At 41.9% G+C, this 22,126-nt stretch carries 18 protein-coding genes; 10 read left to right on the top strand and 8 right to left on the bottom strand.

What is annotated here, in order from left to right:
* Positions 1 to 143 precede the first annotated feature (143 nt).
* The 5 genes from H9647_RS19845 to H9647_RS19825 form a co-directional block, all read right to left on the bottom strand.
* Entirely contained in the window at positions 144 to 1,466 is a 1,323-nt protein-coding gene (locus tag H9647_RS19845) for a hypothetical protein (RefSeq protein WP_191803275.1), read from the bottom strand.
* Between the two features lie 235 nt (positions 1,467 to 1,701).
* The gene (locus H9647_RS19840) at positions 1,702 to 2,076 is read right to left on the bottom strand and encodes a hypothetical protein (RefSeq protein WP_191803272.1); all 375 of its coding nucleotides are present in this window, start codon (positions 2,074 to 2,076) and stop codon (positions 1,702 to 1,704) included.
* 210 nt (positions 2,077 to 2,286) lie between these two features.
* Positions 2,287 to 7,221 carry a hypothetical protein gene (locus H9647_RS19835; protein ID WP_191803271.1) on the bottom strand — a complete coding sequence of 1,645 codons (4,935 nt, stop codon included), beginning with the start codon at positions 7,219 to 7,221 and terminating at the stop codon, positions 2,287 to 2,289.
* Between the two features lie 98 nt (positions 7,222 to 7,319).
* On the bottom strand, positions 7,320 to 9,233 hold the full coding sequence (locus H9647_RS19830; protein WP_191803269.1) for a type 2 periplasmic-binding domain-containing protein: 1,914 nt from the start codon (positions 9,231 to 9,233) through the stop codon (positions 7,320 to 7,322).
* Between the two features lie 36 nt (positions 9,234 to 9,269).
* Positions 9,270 to 10,154: a hypothetical protein gene (locus H9647_RS19825; protein WP_191803267.1), complete on the bottom strand. Its 885-nt coding sequence runs from the start codon at positions 10,152 to 10,154 to the stop codon at positions 9,270 to 9,272.
* Between the two features lie 641 nt (positions 10,155 to 10,795).
* Here H9647_RS19825 and H9647_RS19820 point away from each other — a divergent pair.
* Positions 10,796 to 11,497, top strand: coding sequence for a hypothetical protein (locus H9647_RS19820; protein WP_191803265.1), 702 nt, complete (start codon positions 10,796 to 10,798; stop codon positions 11,495 to 11,497).
* Positions 11,498 to 11,673: 176 nt separating this feature from the next.
* Here H9647_RS19820 and H9647_RS19815 read toward each other — a convergent pair whose 3' ends face one another.
* Genes H9647_RS19815 through H9647_RS19805 form a run of 3 tightly spaced genes read right to left on the bottom strand, consistent with a single transcriptional unit; the run spans position 11,674 to position 15,590 of the window.
* Positions 11,674 to 13,989: a DNA topoisomerase gene (locus tag H9647_RS19815; RefSeq protein WP_191803263.1), complete on the bottom strand. Its 2,316-nt coding sequence runs from the start codon at positions 13,987 to 13,989 to the stop codon at positions 11,674 to 11,676.
* Between the two features lie 32 nt (positions 13,990 to 14,021).
* Entirely contained in the window at positions 14,022 to 15,158 is a 1,137-nt protein-coding gene (locus H9647_RS19810) for a hypothetical protein (RefSeq protein WP_191803261.1), read from the bottom strand.
* 9 nt (positions 15,159 to 15,167) lie between these two features.
* The gene (locus H9647_RS19805; protein ID WP_191803259.1) at positions 15,168 to 15,590 is read right to left on the bottom strand and encodes a hypothetical protein; all 423 of its coding nucleotides are present in this window, start codon (positions 15,588 to 15,590) and stop codon (positions 15,168 to 15,170) included.
* 281 nt (positions 15,591 to 15,871) lie between these two features.
* On the opposite strand from H9647_RS19805, the gene H9647_RS19800 reads away from it, so the two are divergent.
* The 9 genes from H9647_RS19800 to H9647_RS19760 all read left to right on the top strand — a co-directional run bounded on the left by H9647_RS19800 (position 15,872) and on the right by H9647_RS19760 (position 22,125).
* Entirely contained in the window at positions 15,872 to 16,051 is a 180-nt protein-coding gene (locus H9647_RS19800) for a hypothetical protein (RefSeq protein ID WP_191803258.1), read from the top strand.
* 198 nt (positions 16,052 to 16,249) lie between these two features.
* Positions 16,250 to 16,471, top strand: a complete 222-nt coding sequence (locus H9647_RS19795) for a hypothetical protein (protein ID WP_191803256.1) — start codon at positions 16,250 to 16,252, stop codon at positions 16,469 to 16,471.
* Positions 16,468 to 16,686 (top strand): hypothetical protein, encoded by a 219-nt coding sequence (locus H9647_RS19790; RefSeq protein ID WP_191803254.1) that lies wholly within the window; start codon positions 16,468 to 16,470, stop codon positions 16,684 to 16,686. Before H9647_RS19795 ends, H9647_RS19790 begins: the two co-directional genes overlap by 4 nt.
* Positions 16,687 to 16,775: 89 nt before the next feature.
* Positions 16,776 to 16,925, top strand: a complete 150-nt coding sequence (locus tag H9647_RS19785) for a hypothetical protein (RefSeq protein WP_191803252.1) — start codon at positions 16,776 to 16,778, stop codon at positions 16,923 to 16,925.
* A gap of 195 nt (positions 16,926 to 17,120) precedes the next feature.
* A complete protein-coding gene (locus tag H9647_RS19780) occupies positions 17,121 to 17,294 on the top strand; it encodes a hypothetical protein (RefSeq protein ID WP_191803250.1) in 174 nt (57 codons plus the stop codon).
* 393 nt (positions 17,295 to 17,687) lie between these two features.
* Positions 17,688 to 18,122: a hypothetical protein gene (locus H9647_RS19775; RefSeq protein ID WP_191803248.1), complete on the top strand. Its 435-nt coding sequence runs from the start codon at positions 17,688 to 17,690 to the stop codon at positions 18,120 to 18,122.
* Between the two features lie 1,138 nt (positions 18,123 to 19,260).
* A complete protein-coding gene (locus H9647_RS19770; RefSeq protein WP_191803246.1) occupies positions 19,261 to 19,749 on the top strand; it encodes a hypothetical protein in 489 nt (162 codons plus the stop codon).
* Positions 19,750 to 20,471: 722 nt separating this feature from the next.
* On the top strand, positions 20,472 to 21,431 hold the full coding sequence (locus H9647_RS19765; RefSeq protein WP_191803244.1) for an SAF domain-containing protein: 960 nt from the start codon (positions 20,472 to 20,474) through the stop codon (positions 21,429 to 21,431).
* Between the two features lie 22 nt (positions 21,432 to 21,453).
* The gene (locus H9647_RS19760) at positions 21,454 to 22,125 is read left to right on the top strand and encodes a hypothetical protein (RefSeq protein ID WP_191803242.1); all 672 of its coding nucleotides are present in this window, start codon (positions 21,454 to 21,456) and stop codon (positions 22,123 to 22,125) included.
* The last annotated feature ends 1 nt before the right edge of the window (position 22,126 follow it).

Below are 22,126 nucleotides of genomic sequence, written 5' to 3'. Positions count from 1 at the left end.
CCGATTTGTTATCGGGATTTAACCTTTAGTCAGTTAGTCACTTTATATTAGTTAAAAATAAAAGCCTGCTGAGCTGTGAAATCTTTTTCACTCAACAGACTCTATGGTCACACATTTCACATGAATTTGATTAAAAGCTACGCTTAGTAATACGTTACACTTTTATCATTCTGTTGCTCTGAAAAACCAAGTTCTTGCGTTAGAACATCCGCATCAAGCACCAATAAACTACGCATCAAATCCCTTTGAACCTTTTGTTTAATGGAAAGATAGGAACTCCATGTTTGCTGAAGCGACTCCGTCGAATCTTTTGCTGCCACCTGAGCAGATGGGCTGCTGCCCGTCGATACCAAGCGTAGATCAAGTGTCGATCCATCTTCATTTTTCAGGGTTTCAACTTGTTCAACCCGCTCTTTACGAGACGCGTTTCTGTCATCGGTTGCGATATTAGTAGATTCTGTCTTCTTTTTCATATATACATCAAATTCAGAAAGACTACCCATCACCTGTTTGATGTAACCATCCCTGATCGTTTTTGTTGAATAATCAATAAGGTGCGCCCCTGTCAAATTCTTCGCTACAACCAATCCGCCATTTTCGTCGATATAATCACCTTGTACAAACCAAGGCGTTTTAGGTGCTTCATATCCAGCTGCCACCAAACGGTTTGTGTACTCTTTTGCTCGATTCAACAGGTTCCCCATTTCGCTCACTTGTCCTTTAAGCTGTTCCCGAATTTGAGCATCTTTGGATTCCGCTACAAGCGCAGTATACAACTTCGAAGGATTCTTTTCGCCAGGTGTCAGCCAGTCCAATATTGTGATATTATCCGCCCCAGGGTTAACATAGAATCGACCCTGATCATACTTTGCAAACGACCCATCCGTGTTGCTTTTATTTCCGCTCGTTCCCGATCCCTCTTGACTAGAAAGTTGTTCGTTCGCTCGAATCGTCACGTCTAGAATCTGTTTCGACATTGGTTCATCACTTTGGAAACGGAGTACCGCATACCCAGTTGAACCAAACATGGCGAACGACGTTTTTGGACCCGAATCAATACTCTTCTCTAATCCAGTGATAAAAAATTGATAATTACTTGCATCTACCGACATTCCCTTCGGATCTTGTAAACGCAGAAGAACCATAACATCCGTATGATTCTGATCACCAAAAACCCCATCAACATACATTTTCTGACCAGACAAAGAGAACGCAAAACTTTCAGTATACCGCGCTTGAGACGAGGCCTGTTTCGCAGTATTCGATCGATCTTGTGCTAACGATAAACCGGAGAACAATAGAAGAAATGCAAGCGTTGCACTCAGCGTAATAGTAAAACGTTCCATCCGATGATGAGGGCCCAATTTAAATCGATCACGTAATTTGATGAGACGTTCGAATATCGGATCTTTTTCTGTATTATCTACTTCGTCATTTTCAGGATCACGATTTTTTAGTCCTTTCATAAGGCTTTTTCCCATACCGCCTTCACCCCTTTCAGCTTTAAATATTAAACCAATATGTCTTGAATAACACTGAGTGTAAAGTGTTATTGAAAACACTCTTAATTAATATATCATGTAACTATGCATTTGCATAACCGTAATTCCCACAATTTAAAATGATTTTTATTTGCTACTTCAATCAAAAAAAGAGAGCGGTTAATCCGCTCTCTTTCATACCGGTCGCGAATATCGAAATTCACTTAAAGAAGAAAAACTTCGAATATTCAAACAATAAAATTGCTCCGCCGCCCAAATCTTCGATCGTTTTCCGTCCACCGCCAGCAATTGTTTTAACAAATTCAAAGCCTGTTGATGCCGATAACACACCGCCTACGAGCAACAAGACAATAGAAATGAACCAGTTTGTCTGCTTTTTCCCGTGAGACCACAGTCCTGTTGCAATTTGCCAAACTGCAAAAACCAAGCAAATAATACCGATAATCATGACGAACCTGCTGCCCCACGTTCCCAGCGTATCGAAGGAGTTTTCTAAAAAACTCCCCAGATCCCAGGAGCCACCTGTACCTGTTAAAATATCCACCTTAAAAACGTTCTCTTTAAAATCTCCCATGAGCCTACTTTGCCCCTCTTTCATAAATTAAATGTGAATGAATTGGGTATAAAATTATGAACAAATCACTGAGCACTCAATGATTTAACAATGGAATTATTATAACATAGCCCTTTTGGGAAGACAATACAATTTGGTAAACATCTTGCATACTTAGGTTAACAAATTGCACCGTCTTCTTAATTAGAACTATTACTCACTAACGGCTAATCACTCAATACTTTTACCTTGCACAAATGCTTCCCATGACTGCTGCATTTGTTTGGTACTCTCCACGATTCTTCCTTGATCACGTAACGCATCCTCGCGAATACCCGCGCCGACCAATTCCTTACGCATGAATGAAAGACGATTTCCCAAGGTTTCAAGTTGTTTACGGCCAGCTTGTGTGATCGTACCCGCTTTTTCCTGGTGTGAAAGACTATCGTGTAAAGCTTGAGTATGACTCAGATTAACCAATTGATTAATGATAGATGAACCATCCTTACGAATCGGACGACTTGCTACAATAGGCTGAAAGTTTTCTGTTTTTAAAAGTCCTTGTGCATGATTCATTAGATGCCCCATTTTACCCTGAGCACTCTTCATCTGATTCTGCAATCCACGTATCTCAGACTCTGCATGAGAAATTTGGAGCGGAGAACGATCCTCACTACGAAGTGATGCCAGACGTTGCTGAGCTTGTCTTAACTTTGATTGACCTTGTCTAATCGTTGCCGATTGCTTAGTTACTTCTCGGCTATAATCACCATAATTATTGATTCCCGCTGTCGCTAGCTCCGTGAAGCTTTTGTTTGGCGTTACTTTAGGCGTGTCCTGAACAGTTGGAGATTGCACGTTATTCCATCCTGTAGGACTCGTCATTTTCAACTTTTCCCCGTACGCTTGCGAAGCTTTACGCTTCGCTAGTGCTTGCTTACGCTGAGCCCACTTAACGTCGGTCTCTGAAGCGCCACTTTGGACAAGTTGTTCCACTTGACTCTGCGCTTTTTTATACTGCACTTGAGCTTGTTCAAACATTGCAGTCGCCTGATCGATCTGTTGAGGCGTACCACTTGGCGCCTGAGAAACCCGATCCATATTACGCTGCGAATCCGACAAGTACTTCGATGCTTTGTTAACCCGTTCTTCATGTTTCGCAATCACTTCTTGCGGTGCTTTCGAAGCAACAGCTTGAGCATGAGCCGCTTGAGCATTCATAAAGAATTTTGAAGCCTTCTCAACTCGATTTCTTGCTCCGCTGACTTCGCCATACGAGCGGCCAACCGCTTGAGCTGCTTTCATATCCTGCTCAGCCGCAATAGCTTTCTGAACAACTTGACGCTGATCATCAATTCTACGCTGTTGACGTGCAATTTCCTTAGTAGGAGCGCCTTGCGCTTGTTTTACACTAAGTTGACTAACTTCTTTTTGAAGCCCTGCTTGCTGTTCACTCAAATGACGAGATGCGCTCGCCACATGATCATTTGTTACAAGTGCTACAGGTTCTAATGTAGCCGCTTGTGCGGCTGCAGGTGACATACTGCCACTGCTTTCCATCGCCTTATTAAATGCCCCTTGTGCTGCTTTAGCATCTTTACCTGCTTTATTGGAAAAACGCTGTGCTTGCATAACGGCATAAGGTGAAGCTCCATTCGATTTAAGCTCTTCCACGCGGGCATTAGCTCGCTGAGCTATCTCATTAGCCCTATTCGCTTGCTTAGAAAGTGTCGTCAGATTTTGAGCGACTCCTGCAGTAGCACCATTCATCGAAGTAGCAGATTTAATCGCGGCATCACCTTTATGACGTAGGTGCATCTGTCCCGAATCTTGGTCCATGACTTCTTCAAAGCCTCGGCCGTCTACTGATCCCACAATTGCTGCCGCATCTACGCGATTACCATTTTGATCTGTAACGAATCCTTTTTCGTCAAGCGAAACGGGTGCCACACTGTTCCCAGTACGATGTTTCAGCAATTCGCCCTCCGTACCCACGACGTTCCCATTTTTGTCCATACCGAAATGGGTAGCATCCTGCTGATCTTTCATTGCCGCAAATTTCTCAGCATTAAAACGCATATTATCTAGCTTTTTGGCTTCTTTTTCAGCTTCTACCGGTTTACCGTTTCCACCTGGAACGTTCGCTATTGGAGTTAATACACCGTCATTACCAAGAGCAACGAACTGTCCTTTGTGATCAACAAGTTGACCTTGTTCATTCTGATGGAACGCGTTGCCCGCTTCATCCCTATATGTGTTACCTTCGCTATCCATAAGCGAACCGTCATTTGCTACCATTGCTTTGGCGCCAATTTCGCCTAGTGGAGACATTGCGCTAATTTGCTTTCCTTCACTGTCGAGAGCATGCCCTTGAGCATTATGCAAAATCTCGCCGTTTTCATCGGTTTTTTGACCGCTCTTTGTGGTATTCGGTGATTCAATACCACCGAGTCCGCTACGAGCATCATCAAATTCATCCTGCAAAGGCTTACTATACGGAAGCGCGTTGATCCCCGCTTCCTTGGCCTGCAATTCACGAGCATACGACTGTCCGTCGATACCCACCACGCCTTTCGCGAAGTCCTTCCCTTTCGCGCTAGCAAGATCTTTCGCCGTACCCATGCGGGCCTTGATTTTATCGCGAACTGAGCCGCCTTTCTTGTTCATCTCTTCGCCGAGCTGTTCTCGTCTAGCCTCGATACCATGAGCTGTACCCAGAATACCGCCCGCTCCAAACAGCCCGCCAGCCTTATCAGCATTTCTTGCATCCTGTGTAAGTCGTCCATCCCCACCGATACGACCTTTCGACATTTGTCCCACATCAAGACCTCTGCCACCGGTTCCTGTATCGAGTGCACCCATCATACGATTAATCGCACCAGATACAACTTCTTCCATCAATTCGTTAAAGACTGTCTTGTTTTTAATCATAAAGAGAGTCGTAGCAATCGTAATCGCGATAGTAAGAAAACTACCGACAAAATCGAAAATCAATCCTGAGCCGAAGTATTCTCCTCCAGCATCAATCAGATCACTGAAATTGAGCAATATCGTCATAATAAGGTTTTCGCTCAGAGCGTAAAAGAAGATCATTCCAATGATTTGAGCGATCAACACTGCAGTAGAAATCAGTAGCTTTGTAATAAAGGCTATCGAACCGAGTGCTGTTCCGAACACACCAGAGAGAATACGAGGAATGCTTCTGATTGCGACACTGATCATAGCGATACCATACATAATTGAAAGGATCGCTAGGCTAAGCATAACTGTTACGTTTTCTATCCATCGCGTAAACGACGACATACCCGAACCGCCAAATGCAACTGCCGCATATGAGTCACGAGATAAGTCACTGGACGATTTAACAGGTGAATAAACGGTCAGTCCAGAATTTGAAAACGTAGTATTCAAGAAATTGTACATCGCGATCGGTGAAAGACCGCCAACCGTACTCGCCTCGTCACCGTCACTACCGATCGGGGCTATTTTTTGTGTAACTATTGAAGGCATACCCGGAACATAATATCCTTTGTCGGCATTGTATTGTAAATTTCCCGCGTTATAGATGTTATAACTGTAAATACCAAACTGAAATACAGGGTAAACAGCTCCACCTTTCGTGAATAATCCCTTCGCACTGTTAGCTACGTTGTTATCTACCCCGTTCCAGTGGATCGGTTCCATCCAATCGGGATTACCGCTCCACGGATTCAGTTTAGAACTCCACGTTCGACTGTCACTGGCAGAGAGAGAATACATGTGTGCGATTTCCTGATCGTTCGTTTCTGATGGATTCAACGCACGTATTTTTTGAATCTGACCAGCGACCTCACCGTCATAGTCACTACCCGAATAAAGGGCGCTATTCATATGGCGGCTCAATATACTATACACTTTTGAAAACGAACCCCGATTCAGTTCACCCGCTGCGGGCGAACCCGGAGCGCCTGGGGGCATACCTGGCACTGTCGATGTAGGCACATCCACATCCGTACGACCGCCACCTTCATTAAAGATTTCACTAATATTCGATGTACCCGAATACCGATTTTTCAGCTCTTCGGCTCTTGTATTCGCCGCTCGGGTTCCGTTAATTTCTAAAATGAGTTTCCGGTTACTTAACGTTCTCCGCTCATCTTCCTCATAGCGAGGATTGTGAATGTTACTTCCTTCTGGTGGTGCTAAACGGGAATATTTCACCCAATTTTCAAAATCCACATATGAGGACAAAACTAGATAGTCAGCATATTCAGAACCAACCGCTACTTTATTGTTCAGATCTTCGACGACACCCGTATAGCAGGCGCCGATCAGCGGTAGACCCGCAAAAAGCATAAATACCCGAACTCCATATCGACCGAACTTTTTCATCGCCGATCCTTTTTGGCTAAATACCAGAACGCTAAATACAGTCAAAACCAAAAGTAGAGGGAATAATAAGTAGATCGAAAAATTTTGTACCGTTTTGTAAATTGAACCGACGTATTCCGCAGCTCCTGACAAAATCCCTAAATTTGCGCTCGCCGTTCCATTAATAGCAGTCTCGAAAAGTTTAAACGGATTCAATGCACTCAAAAGCATGAGTGCTCCGCGGAACAAAAACGGCGCTGCATTCGCAAGTAGGTACACTAGTAGCATAAATCCCGACGCCAACAGTCTACCTATTGAGGACCCTGGCCGAACCGTCGTAATCAAACCCATTTCTGTCAACACGTCACCATAACCTGCATACTGAAAAAATGGATTATTCAACCCTGCATGATAAATTGAATTCCCGCCGTTATCAACGACATTCATCAACTGATCGTAGGTAATTGTAGCTGATGCCGCAGTGTAAGCGCTCATTAGCCAGCCTTTGATTCCCGTATCGTCTGATAGAATCTCAGCGTAGCCGAGCAAACCTCCCGCATTTCCGGCGGGTAAAAGGTCCGTGGTGTCGTTGCTTTCAAGCATATACATGTGCTTAACTTGAGAACCCGGTGCAAGTGCGGTTCCGAATTCGCGCGTTAACTCACTAGCTCTCTGATACAGCGATAAATCGGACACTCCATCATTAGCGGCAAACACATTACTTGCCGGAATGATAATGGACAGAGCAAGCAAAAGACTCATGACGCCCAAAAGCACTACACGTCCGGCCGTTCGCCTTGAAAATATCAATCGCATGTACCCCAATCTCCTTGCCCCCTTATTTTTCTTCTATATATGGAGCAAGCACACCCTGGACTTTCGGACGCGCTTTTTGATTCAAAAGACAAAAAAGTTTATTGAAATCCCATTTGAATATCGTTTGCAAACACAATGTTATCGAACCCACGGCGCAAGTAATACCGATATCTCTCTTTATGTTCCAACAACACTTTAAGATCACTCGGGACTTCATTTTTCAATGTATCTTCATAGTTATTGATCGTAGATTTCGACATGCCGCCAAGAAGGGTATAATCAGCGCTATCAAACTGATTGAACGAACGATCTTCGATCATTCGATCGATTGAAGCGTAAATGTATACAACCCGTACACCATTATCATTGAGTTGCCTGAATTGTTCATTGACGTATTCTTTGACATTTTCGTCCAAGTGATCGGCACCATGTAAAATCACCACGTCGCCCACAGAAAGATTCCCCACTGCATAACCAAGCGCATTTACAAATTGCGCCATCATCACTCCACGTCCTCGCTTCAACAGGGAACTGAAATCATAAACCACCCGACTAGAAACCGCAGCCCGGTCGATAATTGCTGAAGTCGTAGTATTGAACAAATCACCATTTGTATCGAGCATGTCACGAAATGCAGTCTTAAGAAATCCATAGGCATCTCTTACAGCTGGATCAGACTTATCGGCATATACCTCGCCTTGATAACCTGCATTCAGATAAGACAAAAATTCAGGAAGCTTGGGAACTTCTTGGTGAGGAATGCCCACCAAACGGAGCTTGTTTCGGTTCTCCATCGCATTTTTAGCCCACATCCGCTTATCTGCATAAAATTTGTTTAAAACATCATTTAATTCACCTTTAATGCGAGCCTCTTGTCCTTCCGGCATTTTTTGTAGCATCTGAACCATCAAATTAATTTTCAAAAGATGTGCCGCAAATATACTCAGTTCATCTTCTACTGGTCCGAACAGTTCAAAGGGGTTGATATCCCCTCGTGTCATGTCAACATTTGATGTGATATCAGAAAGATTAACTCCAACCCCTGAGACCTTTGCACCGTTCAACACTAAATGAACAACTCGCCGATTTCGAACCAGAGCACTCATGCCAAGCTTCGCTCCCCACACATCCACGCCTTTCTGTCCCCCAAAATTCCAAGCAGAAAGTGTCTGCGCTTCTCCCTTGCCGGCAATGACCACATGTGAATCATATTTGTCGACATCCAGGATTACCGCCGAATTGTTCACATCTCCTTCCATCTGCCCCACGTATTCGCCTTCCGGATCTTCAATTCCCCGCGTAACCAAACTATAATTGCCGGCGAACTCACTTGAAGTAAACATAAAATTACGACCCATCTTGTTTTCTACTTTCCCAAAAAGGTTCGATAATTCTCGTTTTTGCTCCCCTGTATACGGCGCGGCAGACACCGTCTCAAACCGGTCTTTATACTGACGATTGATTTTGTTAACCGCTTCATCAAGCTTTTCTAGCGACGGAGCTTTGACCATAAGACGAAACGCCACCCGTAGATAACTTGACCCATTCATCAGATCTGTTGCAACTTCAACCAGCTGCTGCTGTCGTTTGCTGAGCTTCTGCTTCGATGTGAATGATCCGCCTTTATTGGTCTCTCCTGCTTGGTTATTGAGGAGTCCTTCAGCCCTTCCTTGATGCTGAGCAATCCATGACTCACTCATACGACCGACGTGTTCATATCGTCTAACACTAACGTCATTCCCAAGGTTTCGTGGAATGAGATGAATACCCCAAAAATAGCTAAGAGCATCATCAGCACCGTTCTGGTGCAGAATCGTAAGTATCGTGGCATAGGAATTATCAATCTGGAAGTAATCAGATTTAAAAACAAATTTAGTTTTCGGTTTTATTGCCTTAAAAAATGGGAAATCACGAATCATCGATTTATTTGCTTTTTTATTGCTTCGTTCTTTTTCCTGCCTCTTCTTTTTTTTCATGACACTACTTAATCCTCGTGCTGGTGCATCACTCATAGAAGCTATTTCCCCTTCCAACCGGTATTCCATTTCTTACTGATCTAGGACTTTTATGACTGAACCCAAATAACGTTCCATTTCTTCGTAACTAAGTGTCTTCGCGAGTCTGAACATTAACCCATCATTTTCCACATCTCCGATTAGCAAGTTCTCAAACTCAGATAAGGCAGCTTCACTCGGTGCGCGAACAATCAAATACTGATGAAGCGACGTTAAACCTTGTTGGTCATTGATCGCATACTTCAAAATGTCACGTTGCTCGTCAAGTAGAACATTAAGCCCTTTTGATTTGACCTTGAGATTCGCTTTGGTCTCAGCTACCGCTGCCAATTGTTCATCGACTATATGACCTTCATTAACGGTGTCATAAATCACTTCGACGCCAACTGGGAGTTTGCGGTAAAAACTGTCCACTTTATCAAGGACTCTTTGCTTGTCCTGATCAAACATCAAGGCAGAGGCAGAACCCACAATGTGATAAGCGTGACCAATCTGTCCGTCTAAATAATGAATCATCCCATCTTCCGGATCGACATCCTTGATGTTAAGTAACTCTTGAAACCGATAAACCGAATCGCTCATACGGACAGGAACATACCGACCACTTTTAGGTAAGTAATTAAGCATTGAAAAAATCAATTCAATACCCATTCGGTTTGTCTTATCTGCTTTTATCAATAAAACTGATAAAATCGTCCAGCAAATCGTGAAGCCCATGATTACCGGGAAACCACCTTTACCGACGAATGTTTGAGCAACCAGATAAAACCAGCCAAACCCGGAAAGCAGCACCGATAGTATGATTTTGGCGGACACGGGTCTATTGATGCCAACACCGCTTTTTGATTGCAGATTAAACTCCATATCGAAGTATGTAGCGTCTAACGTCGTGGGAATTTTGAATCTTGTTTTTGCCACAGCAGCCCCCCCATTTCTATGTAGTTTTCAAGGATAAACCAAAGTTAAATTCCAAGTATTTCCTTTGATCATAACTTCATTATATCATACCAAAAACACTGAGTCACCAACATTATTGAATACTTTTTGTTTATGTATTTATATAATTTCCGTTTCATATTCCCTACCTTTATCATAAGAAATAACCAACATACAACTTGAAATCAGCATATCTAATCGGAGCCTTTATATGAGACTAAACCAAACGATCACAAACCCACAGGATACCCCTCGAAACGCAAAAATTCACCCACCTGAACATAGCATGAGAGAAATGTGTTTCACGAGTGAACTAATCCACCTTAATTTCACTCTCAACTCGACTCATATATTAACGGCATCCTTCATGTTTATATTGAGCCACGGACTATAATTAAATAAATAAATAAATCATATATAATATATAAAAGAACTTAAATTAATACCAAATCAACTGGACATACAGAGGTATTGAATTCATATAACATAAATTTATAAATATTTCCATGTTATAATTGATAAGAAAAGCAAACATTTTAAGGACAACTAAACGATACTATTAATAACTAATTTATAAATTAATACATAAACACCGGTTATATATCCAGAGGAGGAATACCATCATGATCGAAGCACCAATTGCGTCAGAGGTACCAGCCTGGCTGCGTGAGTGTTTTGAGCAGACCCCGAAGCCTGATCTTTTAACGACATCATTCTTAAGCCAATGGGGGCCAACCCTGCTCGATGCAAAAATAGAACATCGTAAATATCTTGATCCCATATTACGTGGGGGACCTAAACCAACAAAACTTGCCTTTGACGAAATCGGAGCGACGCTCATGAACCTATTTTCCTTCAAGCGGATGGCTCTACCGGCAAAAAGAGACGCTCTGGGTATCCGCATTGAAGGGCAGGAAGGTATTTGGGAAACTACTTCGAAAAGAATTGGCGAGTACCTGACTGACACCCAATTCATCTATAACGCTATGCTTCTTATTACACCAACGCATAGAAAACACGATACATCTAACGTCACCCGATACATTCGAATTCACGCGCCTGAAATGATTCTCCCAATCCCGCCACAAGACATTCAAAACGAGTGCACAATGTCTAATTTCTGGAAGAACTTCGAAGAATTATACGATTGGGACATGATACCATTAGAACTGTTGTATCGGACTTATAGACAATGGTTCATAAACAACCAGACGAAGATCCAAGATAATACCCCAATAAGTCCATTGCTTTTTAAGGAGAAACTTCGCCTCTTATCCTCCGAACGATGGGTCATTTCCGATAGACGACAGATGAATAAAATATAAAACACGAAAAAACGACCTAACCCGAATCATCGAGTAGGTCGTTTTTTTGTCTGCTTTGGAGAGCAGGAGACTGTGTTCGACAAGAGTCTCACACAGAACGCTTATGATCTTATCATAGCGATAGTCCCCCGTCCTTCCTCACTCCATTTGTGAGCATCCATTAATCTATACTGGAACTAAGAACGTGATTTCCGAGTAGTCTTAGCTGCCGCCGATTTTGGTCTTTCCTTGAAATGGGGTTTTATTTTCCAAGATGCTACGCCTTTGAACGTTTCAACTTCAAACGTTACCTCGACTTCATAAGGATTTTTCGATTTGCTAATCGCTTTGATTTTAATCTTCTCGCCAGCACGTAATCGAGCCTGATCATTAGGAGTAAATTTATACCCTGACCATTCAAGCGGAAATGGAGCCGTTTGCGCCGTATATGCATCTGCTTCAAGTCGCTTGAATCCCCAAAATATGTTTCCTTTATATTTGCCTTTCGCCAGTTTACCTTCGGTCCGATAAGGATTCCCAGAGGTAGGATTCTTCCCTTCAATCGTAATCACTTCGCCCTGTAAAAGCTTCTGCACTTCTTGATCAGAAAACGCATATCCGTTCCATTCTCTATTAAAACTCACTTTCTCGCCTGTCGGAACATATTCGCCCTCGGCTTTTTCTTTCTCAACGATCGGTTCAGGCGCCCCAACTTTACTATGAAGTTTCAACGCATTATGGTAAAAAACATCTTTATCGTGCTTTACTAACTGGGTAGCTGTATGAAGCACGGCGTCCGGCTTCATTTTAAACTGGCCTGCATCCTTCATTGCGTTGAACAACTTTTCAGTAACCGCCGGATCTCCGATCATCGAACCTTCTAGCATAACGGCTGCAATCTCACCGGTTGTCGTCAGGTCAAGTTTTCCTCGCTTATCAGTAAGAAGTGCCGTTTTTCCCGTCGTGACTTCCGACAACGTACTAACGCGCGTTGCACCCGTACCAACTTCATATCGGCTGAGCTGCTTTTCAAGCCATTTATGCGTTGGATGCGCCGGCTTTTTATTTACACCTTCGAAAACAAATCGATCTGCTGACGCTCCCAGCCCCGTGCTGAGCGAATCACTGCTCTGCTCATCGTCTGCTGTTTCTTTATCAGCATCGAAAATCGCCTTAAATCCAAGAGAAAGAGGAACACTTATCGTTGCTGTAAAATCAGGATACTTTTCAATGTGACCCTTGATGGAGTTATATATGTAATTTTCGCCAAACATGGCAAGAAAGTTCTTTGCCAGAGTTTCATATATTGCTACCCCGCTCGGCCCATAAGCTTTGAGATCCGCGAGCGATGTTGGAATAGTCGTACCTGGACGGTTTGCACCATGAGCCCCACCGTCTTTGACATGCGTTTTACGAGGATTACGATGTGTCAAAAGATTTACATCCGCACCTACTACAGCTGCAATTTTGTTGACCAGGGGTGCCATTTCGTTAAACTGCTCCGTTGAAATAAACTTATCTTCAGTACGTGGATAACTGACAATCTTCGCTTCATACATTTTTTGATACGTTGCGAGCACTTCCTTCGGTTTATAACCCTGCGCACCTAGGATCGACGCTAGGCCCCCGAGGTCAAGCAATTTACCTGGTGGAGTTTCTTTCTTAGTCACACTATCTTGTACAACCTTCGACGGTCCGTATTTCCTTGCGTCAGCTTCCGCATCTGCTTTAGTTTCGTAACGGAATCGATCCCGGTCTTCGTCAAATGTTCGAGAAAACACATTCGCTTTGTTATCTTTATATTTAACTTCATAAAACGGCTTCTTTTTATAAGCCTTAACCCGTGCAATTTGATCGGCAACAAGTTTAGTCATGACAGATTTCAAGCGACCCTGCCGGACGACAACCCGGTAACCTTGAGTTCTCGCCGCATGAGTGGAAAGACGTGTGAGCTGTAGACTCAGATAGTCCCACTGGCTTCGCACATTAGCCTTCACGTACTCTCCATCTTTATCGTACGAAGGCAAGTCCAGGATATTAGTGAAGCCATTTTGCAGCTCTTTTTCAGATTCATCGATGAAATACAGCCGTTTCACGGGACCTTTCCAACCAATCGCCTGTATCACTTCCCAGCCGATAAGTTGACCTTCACCAGAAGGGTCTTTATCCGTGGCAATGACAATCGCACTCACACCTTTAGCGGCAATCGCTACGTCGGCAATTGCTTTCGCCTTTGATGACTTTTGGCCGGTTGCATTCGTCGTCACCTGTGCCTGCTTCTTCCAGGTCAGCTCCGAGGCATCCCAAGGCATAGTCTCCGGTGTCCATTGTTTGAATCGTTCTTTTGCTTCCTCCCCACGAACCATTTCATGAGGCTCTACGAATTCGAGCATGTGACCATATAGTTTTTGTATTTTATAGGGCTGACCGTTAAAAGTACCACTCATCCCACCAAGTGCTTTCGCAAAGTTATTAGCTGCACTTGGTTTTTCCGCAAGCAATAAATACGTCATCCATTATTCATCCCTTCAATATCAAGTTCAGCTCAGCTTCGTCTGTCATTCTGATACTGCCGAATCCGTTCTTCCCGTAGCAACGTTTTTTTACGTTCCTGTTCCGCTTCCATATGTTTGTTCACGGCATCGTTCGTTTTTCCAATCACATCACGGTTTTCTTCCATCATACGAATAAACTCTCCCATATCACGCGGGAGCGGACCGTTTAGCATCCCCATCCGATCGAGCAGCATAACGGTTTGAATCATATTACTTTGTTCCGCTTTCTCTTGGATCATCTGATCTTGTGCAGTCAATTTGCTGAGCACACGATCCACATTCACACTCAGCATAGAGAGTCGCTCCATCGCTTCAAGATCCAGGCCCACACGGCTATCATCCACGATGGAACGCTCTGGTTCCGCAGAATGAGCAACATGCAAAAGAGCGTAGACATCAAGTTCATCACTGCTGGCGTTCATGTCTCTTTTGGGCTTAAACTCTGCGTAAAACGATGTCGGATACTGTAAAGCAAACCATTGTCTCGCATACTGAACATGCGTACCGGATTCATCTCGAAGCGAGTCAAATAACAAATAACGGACAAGTGACGTTTTTGTCGTAAACACTTTGTTCGTCTCCTCAATTCGGTAAGCCCCCCAGGGAAAATCAATCACTGCGCCTAGATGACGTTTTTTGAGTAGATCTTGAATGATCGAAACCATGGGTTCCGGCACTCCGGAAACCTGTACTCTTTTAATATTTTGGTTAAGCATCACCGGGCGATCTCCACCAACATGTTCAAACACACCCGGTAGCGTCTTAAATTTCTTCCAATAAATCGGGTTAGCATCTGTTTTCTGAGTCGATCCCCCACCCCCACCGAGGTTTTCTTCATGAGAATGCTTCGCCTTTAATCCAGATTTATCTGCAGGTAGATTCGTCTCACGTTCGGAAAGAACATTCGGCTCAGTTAGTGGCTCCGCCGTGGATGTCTGCTCGGGGGGTTGACTTGTAGACGTTGCTGCTGCTGAACCGCTATTACCTTGGACCGACCTAATCTGGGGTTCTACGTTTGGTTTAGGTATATTAATTGTTGGATCTTTTGGTTTTTCAGGTGTTACTGAATTACCTGAACCTCGCATATTTTCCAACTCACTATTAAAGTCAAAGTCAAAACCTGACATGCAACACACCTACTCTCTTTCGTTTACAAGATCACCATTCTCTGGTTCAAGAAGATAGTTGTCACCACGCATAATTCCCATCATCGCGTCAAATCCGTTTGTCACGGTATTTGCCAACCTATCATTACTAGACGCCATGTTTTCCATCGCATCAATCAGCTGATTAAGACGTTGTGTTTCCGCTGTCGGTAAATCAAAGTCATGATTCTTCCAGCCGACATAGTGGCGTACCGCCCTCATCATAAGCTCTGTTGAATCCATATCATAGACTTGTGCCCAGTATGCTATAAACGCCTTATCTTCACTGAGAAGCCGCATTGATGCTCTCGCTGATTTAATTTCCTTTACTGATTTTTGTTTCTTAATCTTCTTTGTTCCTGTTATATTTCCGTCGTTTATATCCTTTTGGATCTTCTCCTGATTATCGCTCATAACCTCACCTCTCGTTGTGCACAAATCATCAATTTCAAAAATTATACAGTTTGCGTATGTACAAGTATATACCGCAAATCCCTAAGCACACAAGGTTTTTATAATCATTTGTCATACATAATTGCCAAAGAGACGCCGTGCAAAGAGAAACAATATCGACTTGCGGAAAGAACAAACAATTCAAACAAGCGGCTAGATCGCCGCCGGTAAATCAGGTGAAGGACGAAACATCATAACAATTCAATAAATAATAAAAATTTTATATAAGGGAGTGGATTTTCATGGAAAAGAAAATAGTAGAGGTACGTAGCAATACTAACGACAATGTGGTCATTCGTTTCGAACACGTTGAAGATAGTTCGATAAACATCTTCACTGAAGGATACAAAAAAATCTGCAATCGCTTAGGCATTAACCGCGTACAAGCAGAGGAGCGGTATTACGTGACTGAAAGTAACTGATTTTCTACAACAAAGAGAGTCTTTCGAATACTCGGATAACTCTCTTTCTTTGTTTCATCAATTAACAATTTTCAGCACATCCTCATCTCCAGAAACATTATTATCCATCAGCAAATCGCGATCCCTTTTGATCGCCAGTACAACGAATAATAATAAGGTCTAACTATTTTAACTAAATAATAGAAAAGAGAGTGAAAAATGGAAAACGCAAAATGTGTAGTAGGAAGATGCCAAGGAGGAATTACTTTAAATGGATTAGAGTTCCTATTAGATAGCAATGATGAGTTGATGACGTTTGAAAACGAAGACGAAGCAAAAGATTATTTGAAAGCTCAAGGTGTGTCCGAAGATGAGATTGATACCTATCATTTTATTAAAGAGCATGAACAACAATTAGATAAGAAGGAGAACCAATTATGATCTTAGGAGTTAATATTCCAGATGGTGCAAATGTTGAAATTTCGAATGGTAAAGTGCATTTTATTTTTGATGAAAAAGATACTCGAAGGGATTTATGGAAAGCACGTTTTGAGATATGGGTCACAGAAGGTAAAACAGTAAATGATTTTCAATTAAATCCACCTCATGAAAACAAAGGATTGATTCTAACATACAGAAACAAACTTAAATTTTAAATTGTTGCCTGCTAGGAATATCTAAGTAATAAACTTTAGATATTCCTATGGAAGTCGCAATACAATTTACGAGAGTTGGTGAAGTAATAATGGAAGAATTATTGTTAGATATTCTGTATTCGCTAGTCAGGACTGAACAAAATAGGAAACTGACGGAAGTTGAAAACGCTACATATATTAAGATTGCTGATTATTTCCATGCAAATAATATCGAAATTCCGTTTGGAATAGAAATGTAATAAAAAAACTAAAACTATTTAAATTGCTAGAACAGCCATACCGAGCATAATCGGTATGGCTGTTTTTCTTCCCGATACAGGAACCACCTTATCCATAACAGGCAAAAGCGCGATCCGTTCGATCGCCAATAAAACGAATGACGAACAAATAAATAAGCAGCTATGCATTTCATATATTTTTAGGAGGCAATTACTATGAACGATTATCAAACAAAACAAGCCCTACTCGGACAGTTGTCAAATTGGTGGATACAAAACGGCTGGCGCCTCGATACGCTTAAAGCAAAAAGTGTACCAGAACTACTTGGTATTCAAAGCCGCGCTCGGGCTCAGAGATTTAACATTTCGAGTCATCGCCGACGTGCATAAAATCATTAATCTAAAATCTTCATTAAAAACATGCAAACCACGCGACTCATATGTGTCGCCAATTAAACGGGTGAAGTTGAAGCCAAAAACGTCTGACGTTTGTGAGTTAAAGCGGGGAGCAGCCACGGGTTCGAACCCCGTTGCGTCGGTAAGTGCAGAGTGAATACTTTAAAGTCTGAGAAACTTTAATCATTCGACTTGATTCTGTCTCTCAACAGAGTTTATGGCATGTTGACCCGGCGTATCGCTTAGCGGTGAAAGCGGCTCTCGTCTTTAGCTCACAAACGTAGAATCAAAATGAAAACTACGCGACTAACGTCGCCAATTAAACGATTGACAGTGTTAAACCAAATTAAATTAAAAATACATTATACATAAAGGGAGAGATTTATCATGGCAAAAGCAAAAAAATATCAGGATCTGACACCAGCTGGACAAAAGAAAAGACTCGCGAAGTACGAAAAAGAACATGAAGCTAATGGCACTAAGGAAACTACAGCTCGCTTAGTTCAACAAGCTGTAATTAAAGAAATCAAAGATGGCAACAAGCAAGCAATCTTCCGCTTTGCCCTACATGAAAAAGGAGCAGAAAAGCCACGATTCGAAACAATGAAAGCCTTTATCGCTAAAGGTAAAGACAGTCTCGAAGAATTCTATAGAAGTCTTACGCCGCAACATTTGCTCTCAGTAACATACAAAGAATCCAATGGATACAAGAACGTATGGAACCTAATGGATCGCACCGAGGCTTATAAAGCAAACAAAGCAAATAAAGCAAACATGGTAGATAACGCTGAAGTACAAGGAGAACTACCACTTGAAGTTTAAATCACAAATAAAAGCCACGGGATTTATTCCTGTGGCTTTTTTTTATTGCATCGAAGACTTTCAGGAACTTACTCCCCTATCGCCTCCCCTTCATTGATAAAAGACAGTCTCCCCCGACCCTAATAACGGATCACCGATCCACCAAGTGACATAGACTATGGCTGCCACGTCCATACCCTTATCTGCCGATTCGAGTTGTACATATCCCCTTCTACGCAGAAATCATTATGAAATATATCCATAGCATCAACAGCAAACTTCTATTGATCAATATATACCTGTATAACTGTTTAACTGTAGAACTGAAAAACATAAATCTTAAATGTGCAATGTAAAATAGATCCTTCACAATAGAAGAGTCTTACTCTCTAATTCTGTAATTTATACTTGGCAAGCTCCATTCTAGGAGTCGTGTAGATCATCGTCATTTTTAATATTCGGGGGCTCATCTCTTTTAAAATGACCCATTAGTATGGATACTGTTGCAAGTCATTTCTGGAGCTAATTAAATCGTGGCCAAATGTATAACGTAGAGCAAGACGCATTAAATGTTCTAACTTTTTACCTTCTATAATTCTCAAAAATAGGTTGCACACCACGTGCAGCTAATTTCTTTGAATACTACAAACAAAAACATATGGACACGTATCCTCTCGACCATCAAAATATACTATTAGTGCAGAACGAACCTTACTACTTAGCGGTACTTCCAGGTCCTCCTTATCTCCCTTTCCTCCAACATATACTCTCCCCTATCTTGCGCTCATTGTTACCTCATTTTCAAAAGTTCATTAACTCGCTAGACAGCATGAGAAGAACCAATTACATAATCTCATTCATTTTTTCCTTGAATTTTCTCCACAAATGCATTCTGTTCGTTTCGGCTTAGCCATTTTGGCGAGCGACTAGCTGCCATTTTTTTAAAATTGGCCCCACCGATTTATTTTGGGTAAGTCCCTGGTTCACAAAAAAAAGGAAAGTAGCGTTTTTCGCCATATACATAAATGACAAATAAAGTATTTATAACTATAACTAGTCATATCTTGTATTACAAGGTAATATGGTCTTAATGCCTTGTATCCCCTTTCAGGATCTTGGTAATATTTTATATATCAACGATATTAATGGAGGAATGAAAATGAAAAAGTTCAAGAAGAGTTCTTTAATCACTGCCGCAATTGTCGCAACAATGTCGTTGTCATCTAGTTCAGTTTTCGCAGCTGATATTGTAGTACCAACAACTAGTGTTCCCGAATCTTCTAACAGTGTTGTAGCACCACCTACCATTGTAGATTCATCTAACAGTAATGTACTACCGAGAACTAGTTATTTAGTTATTGATAACGCTAATCTTAATGCTGGTGGAAATTCGTGGAACCAACCATCGGGGTTCAATCATGCTAGATTGTATGTCTCCAACACATCCTCCAAATCACTAACGATAACTGTCTCTTATAAATCGGGTAGTGGCAAGGTAAAGCTTGAGAGTTACCTTATTTCCGCTAAATCAAGTGAAACTGTCACTATCGCTGATGCTTCTGGGCATACTTTTTATGTAGATTATAGTACGTCTGATGGTACCGTAAGTGGTAAAATCAACGTGCGAGTATCTGATGTTGAGTTTTAAGATTACCTAGTTCGGGTATCCAAAAATTATTAAAAGGGATTATCAGATTAAAGACGTCTGATAATCCCTTTTTTATTTGTAGATTTTATAGCACCTAAATTATTTAGTGATATTGTTTTTCATCTCCTTTATAATACTTCCAGCGAATAGTCTTTTACTGACGTAGATGATAAAACATACAAGGAGTTAGAGATAAGCTTAGATAATCTCAAGGTCAACACTTCTTATTTTTTTAGATCTATAATCGACCGCCATATGGACTTAGTGTCTTCTGGTGTTTTTGAAAAACTTAAGATTGGACATAAATAAGATTGAGATTTAGTTTTCTTTGAATCACTTAAAGAAAAAACAACAAAAATAGCCTCCCAAATAATGGGGAGGCTTTTCTTTTTTTTAACGTAATAATGGAGAACAAAGTCACCTGTAACCTTATAGGACAATAGTTGTGTAATGAGTCCTTTGAATCATAAATACCTGCGCCCTGACGCAGGTATTTTTTTGTTCAAGCCCTTTTTTACCTAATAAATGACGAAATATAACAATAATCATCAAAAGATCATTTACTAAATTGGTTAATTGATATAGACTGATATTAGTTGCATATCATTGAGTGCAGAGGGGAGTTGAAACATTTTATAATAATAATCAGAAAAAAATAGCATCGTAAAATATGTCGATAGTCCTTTATATTTATCGGACTAAGACTTACGAATCATAAGATCGTGAAAACAAAGACCACGATCGAAGGGAGAATCGAAATGGCGAAAAATCGCTTGCGTAAAAACAAACACCTCGTCCCCGCCTTAATTGGGGCTGCTATCGTATTCGTCCCCTTTGCGGGAATCGGTGGATTCTACGTTTACAACTTGAACCAGGAACACGCACAAGAAACAGCACAGTATCAAACTCAGGTCAGTCAACTTTCCGGGAGTCAGACTATCGTATATGGGATATCTCGCGACATTAAAGCGGGTGAAAGAATCAGATCAGAGGATCTTCAAAACGTTTCGATCGATGCAAACAGCGTTCCTGCTGATGCAATTCTCGATGATACCGTAATTGGGAAATACACTAAAATCTCACTAACGGTAGGCACGCCTCTCACTCAAGAGATGGTGTACGAGAACGGTGTCACGCCACAAGATTTGCGAAATCAAGAATTCCGCATGATCGAACTGCCGACTAAGCTTGAAAAAAACGATTATGTGGACGTCCGGGTCAAATTCCCGAGCGGTGAAGACTTTATCGTCCTTTCCAAGAAACAAGTCGAAGATCTGAACGCCGGCACTGTATGGCACACGATGAACGAACAAGAAATCCTTACAATGTCTTCGGCCATCGTGGATGCCTATCTAAATGACGCATCGATCTATTCGATTAGCTACGTCGAACCAGGATTACAACAAGCAGCCAAAGTTACATATCCAGCAAACCAAGCTGTTCTCGATCTTATAGAGAGCGATCCAAATATCGTTCAGAAAGCCACAACGGCATTAGAACGCAATCTCCGCCAAAAACTTGAGCAGAACTTGAATGAATTGACACCAGAACAAATCCAAAAATATCTCAGCAACAAGCAAAACGCATCCACTATCAACCCGGATACGCAAACAAATCCACTTACGGAAGGTCAAACAACAGACCAACCGCTTGTAGATGACGGAAGTACTACAAACCCTTAAGGGAAGATCGTGAGGTTATACGATGAAAAAAGCGTATTTTATCGGCGATTATGAGAAAAGCGATCTGCTGTTTTATCTGGCAAAAGTATTGTCGATAACCCGCCGCGTACTTCTCGTGGACGCCACCAAGAATCAAAATTATCAATATCTAGTCCCCCGGATTGACAACGAACCGGGCATTGTTACTTATGACGGATTCGATGTCTTTACAGGTAGTGAAGATGAATTAAAAAATCAACGGCTCGGTGTCTATGATCAAGTAATATACGACATTGACGATGCCGAGCGATTGCCCCCTTACCGGTCAACGCATCGGTTTTTCTTTGTTACTAGTATGGATAAAACATCCATTATTCGGGGCGAGCACTTGATACAGGCCTTTACAAAACATCTTCCAACACCCGATGCCCTTCTCTTTTACAAATTGCTTATCGAAGACGCTCGACTACCGGGCGAAGCATATATAAACGAAATATTTACAGCCTACCCGATTACCTGGGAAGAAACCCTGTACTACAGCCCAGATGATCGTGACCACACCCAGAAAATTCACAATCAATACTCAGGCAAACTTCATATGAAGCGATTATCGTCTGATATGCGAAACGTGATTATAGATCTCGTATCACTCGTAGATAATGCAACTGCCAAGAGCGCAGCCCAGCTTTATAAGCAGGCAGAAAGGAGGAAATAAC

It is taken from the genome of Paenibacillus gallinarum (assembly GCF_014836635.1).
Taxonomy (GTDB): Bacteria; Bacillota; Bacilli; order Paenibacillales; family Paenibacillaceae; genus Paenibacillus; species Paenibacillus gallinarum.
Note: the sequence above shows the minus strand (reverse complement) of the source record. Positions and strands in the feature narration are given on the sequence as shown.

Excerpts from the sequence above, each read along its gene's own strand:
- H9647_RS19845 (WP_191803275.1), bottom strand. The coding sequence starts at position 1,466 with ATGAAAGGACTAAAAAATCGTGATCCTGAAAATGACGAAGTAGATAAT.
- H9647_RS19840 (WP_191803272.1), bottom strand. The coding sequence starts at position 2,076 with ATGGGAGATTTTAAAGAGAACGTTTTTAAGGTGGATATTTTAACAGGT.
- H9647_RS19835 (WP_191803271.1), bottom strand. The coding sequence starts at position 7,221 with ATGCGATTGATATTTTCAAGGCGAACGGCCGGACGTGTAGTGCTTTTG.
- H9647_RS19830 (WP_191803269.1), bottom strand. The coding sequence starts at position 9,233 with ATGAGTGATGCACCAGCACGAGGATTAAGTAGTGTCATGAAAAAAAAG.
- H9647_RS19820 (WP_191803265.1), top strand. The coding sequence starts at position 10,796 with ATGATCGAAGCACCAATTGCGTCAGAGGTACCAGCCTGGCTGCGTGAG.
- H9647_RS19815 (WP_191803263.1), bottom strand. The coding sequence starts at position 13,989 with ATGACGTATTTATTGCTTGCGGAAAAACCAAGTGCAGCTAATAACTTT.
- H9647_RS19810 (WP_191803261.1), bottom strand. The coding sequence starts at position 15,158 with ATGTCAGGTTTTGACTTTGACTTTAATAGTGAGTTGGAAAATATGCGA.
- H9647_RS19805 (WP_191803259.1), bottom strand. The coding sequence starts at position 15,590 with ATGAGCGATAATCAGGAGAAGATCCAAAAGGATATAAACGACGGAAAT.
- H9647_RS19800 (WP_191803258.1), top strand. The coding sequence starts at position 15,872 with ATGGAAAAGAAAATAGTAGAGGTACGTAGCAATACTAACGACAATGTG.
- H9647_RS19795 (WP_191803256.1), top strand. The coding sequence starts at position 16,250 with ATGGAAAACGCAAAATGTGTAGTAGGAAGATGCCAAGGAGGAATTACT.
- H9647_RS19790 (WP_191803254.1), top strand. The coding sequence starts at position 16,468 with ATGATCTTAGGAGTTAATATTCCAGATGGTGCAAATGTTGAAATTTCG.
- H9647_RS19785 (WP_191803252.1), top strand. The coding sequence starts at position 16,776 with ATGGAAGAATTATTGTTAGATATTCTGTATTCGCTAGTCAGGACTGAA.
- H9647_RS19780 (WP_191803250.1), top strand. The coding sequence starts at position 17,121 with ATGAACGATTATCAAACAAAACAAGCCCTACTCGGACAGTTGTCAAAT.
- H9647_RS19775 (WP_191803248.1), top strand. The coding sequence starts at position 17,688 with ATGGCAAAAGCAAAAAAATATCAGGATCTGACACCAGCTGGACAAAAG.
- H9647_RS19770 (WP_191803246.1), top strand. The coding sequence starts at position 19,261 with ATGAAAAAGTTCAAGAAGAGTTCTTTAATCACTGCCGCAATTGTCGCA.
- H9647_RS19760 (WP_191803242.1), top strand. The coding sequence starts at position 21,454 with ATGAAAAAAGCGTATTTTATCGGCGATTATGAGAAAAGCGATCTGCTG.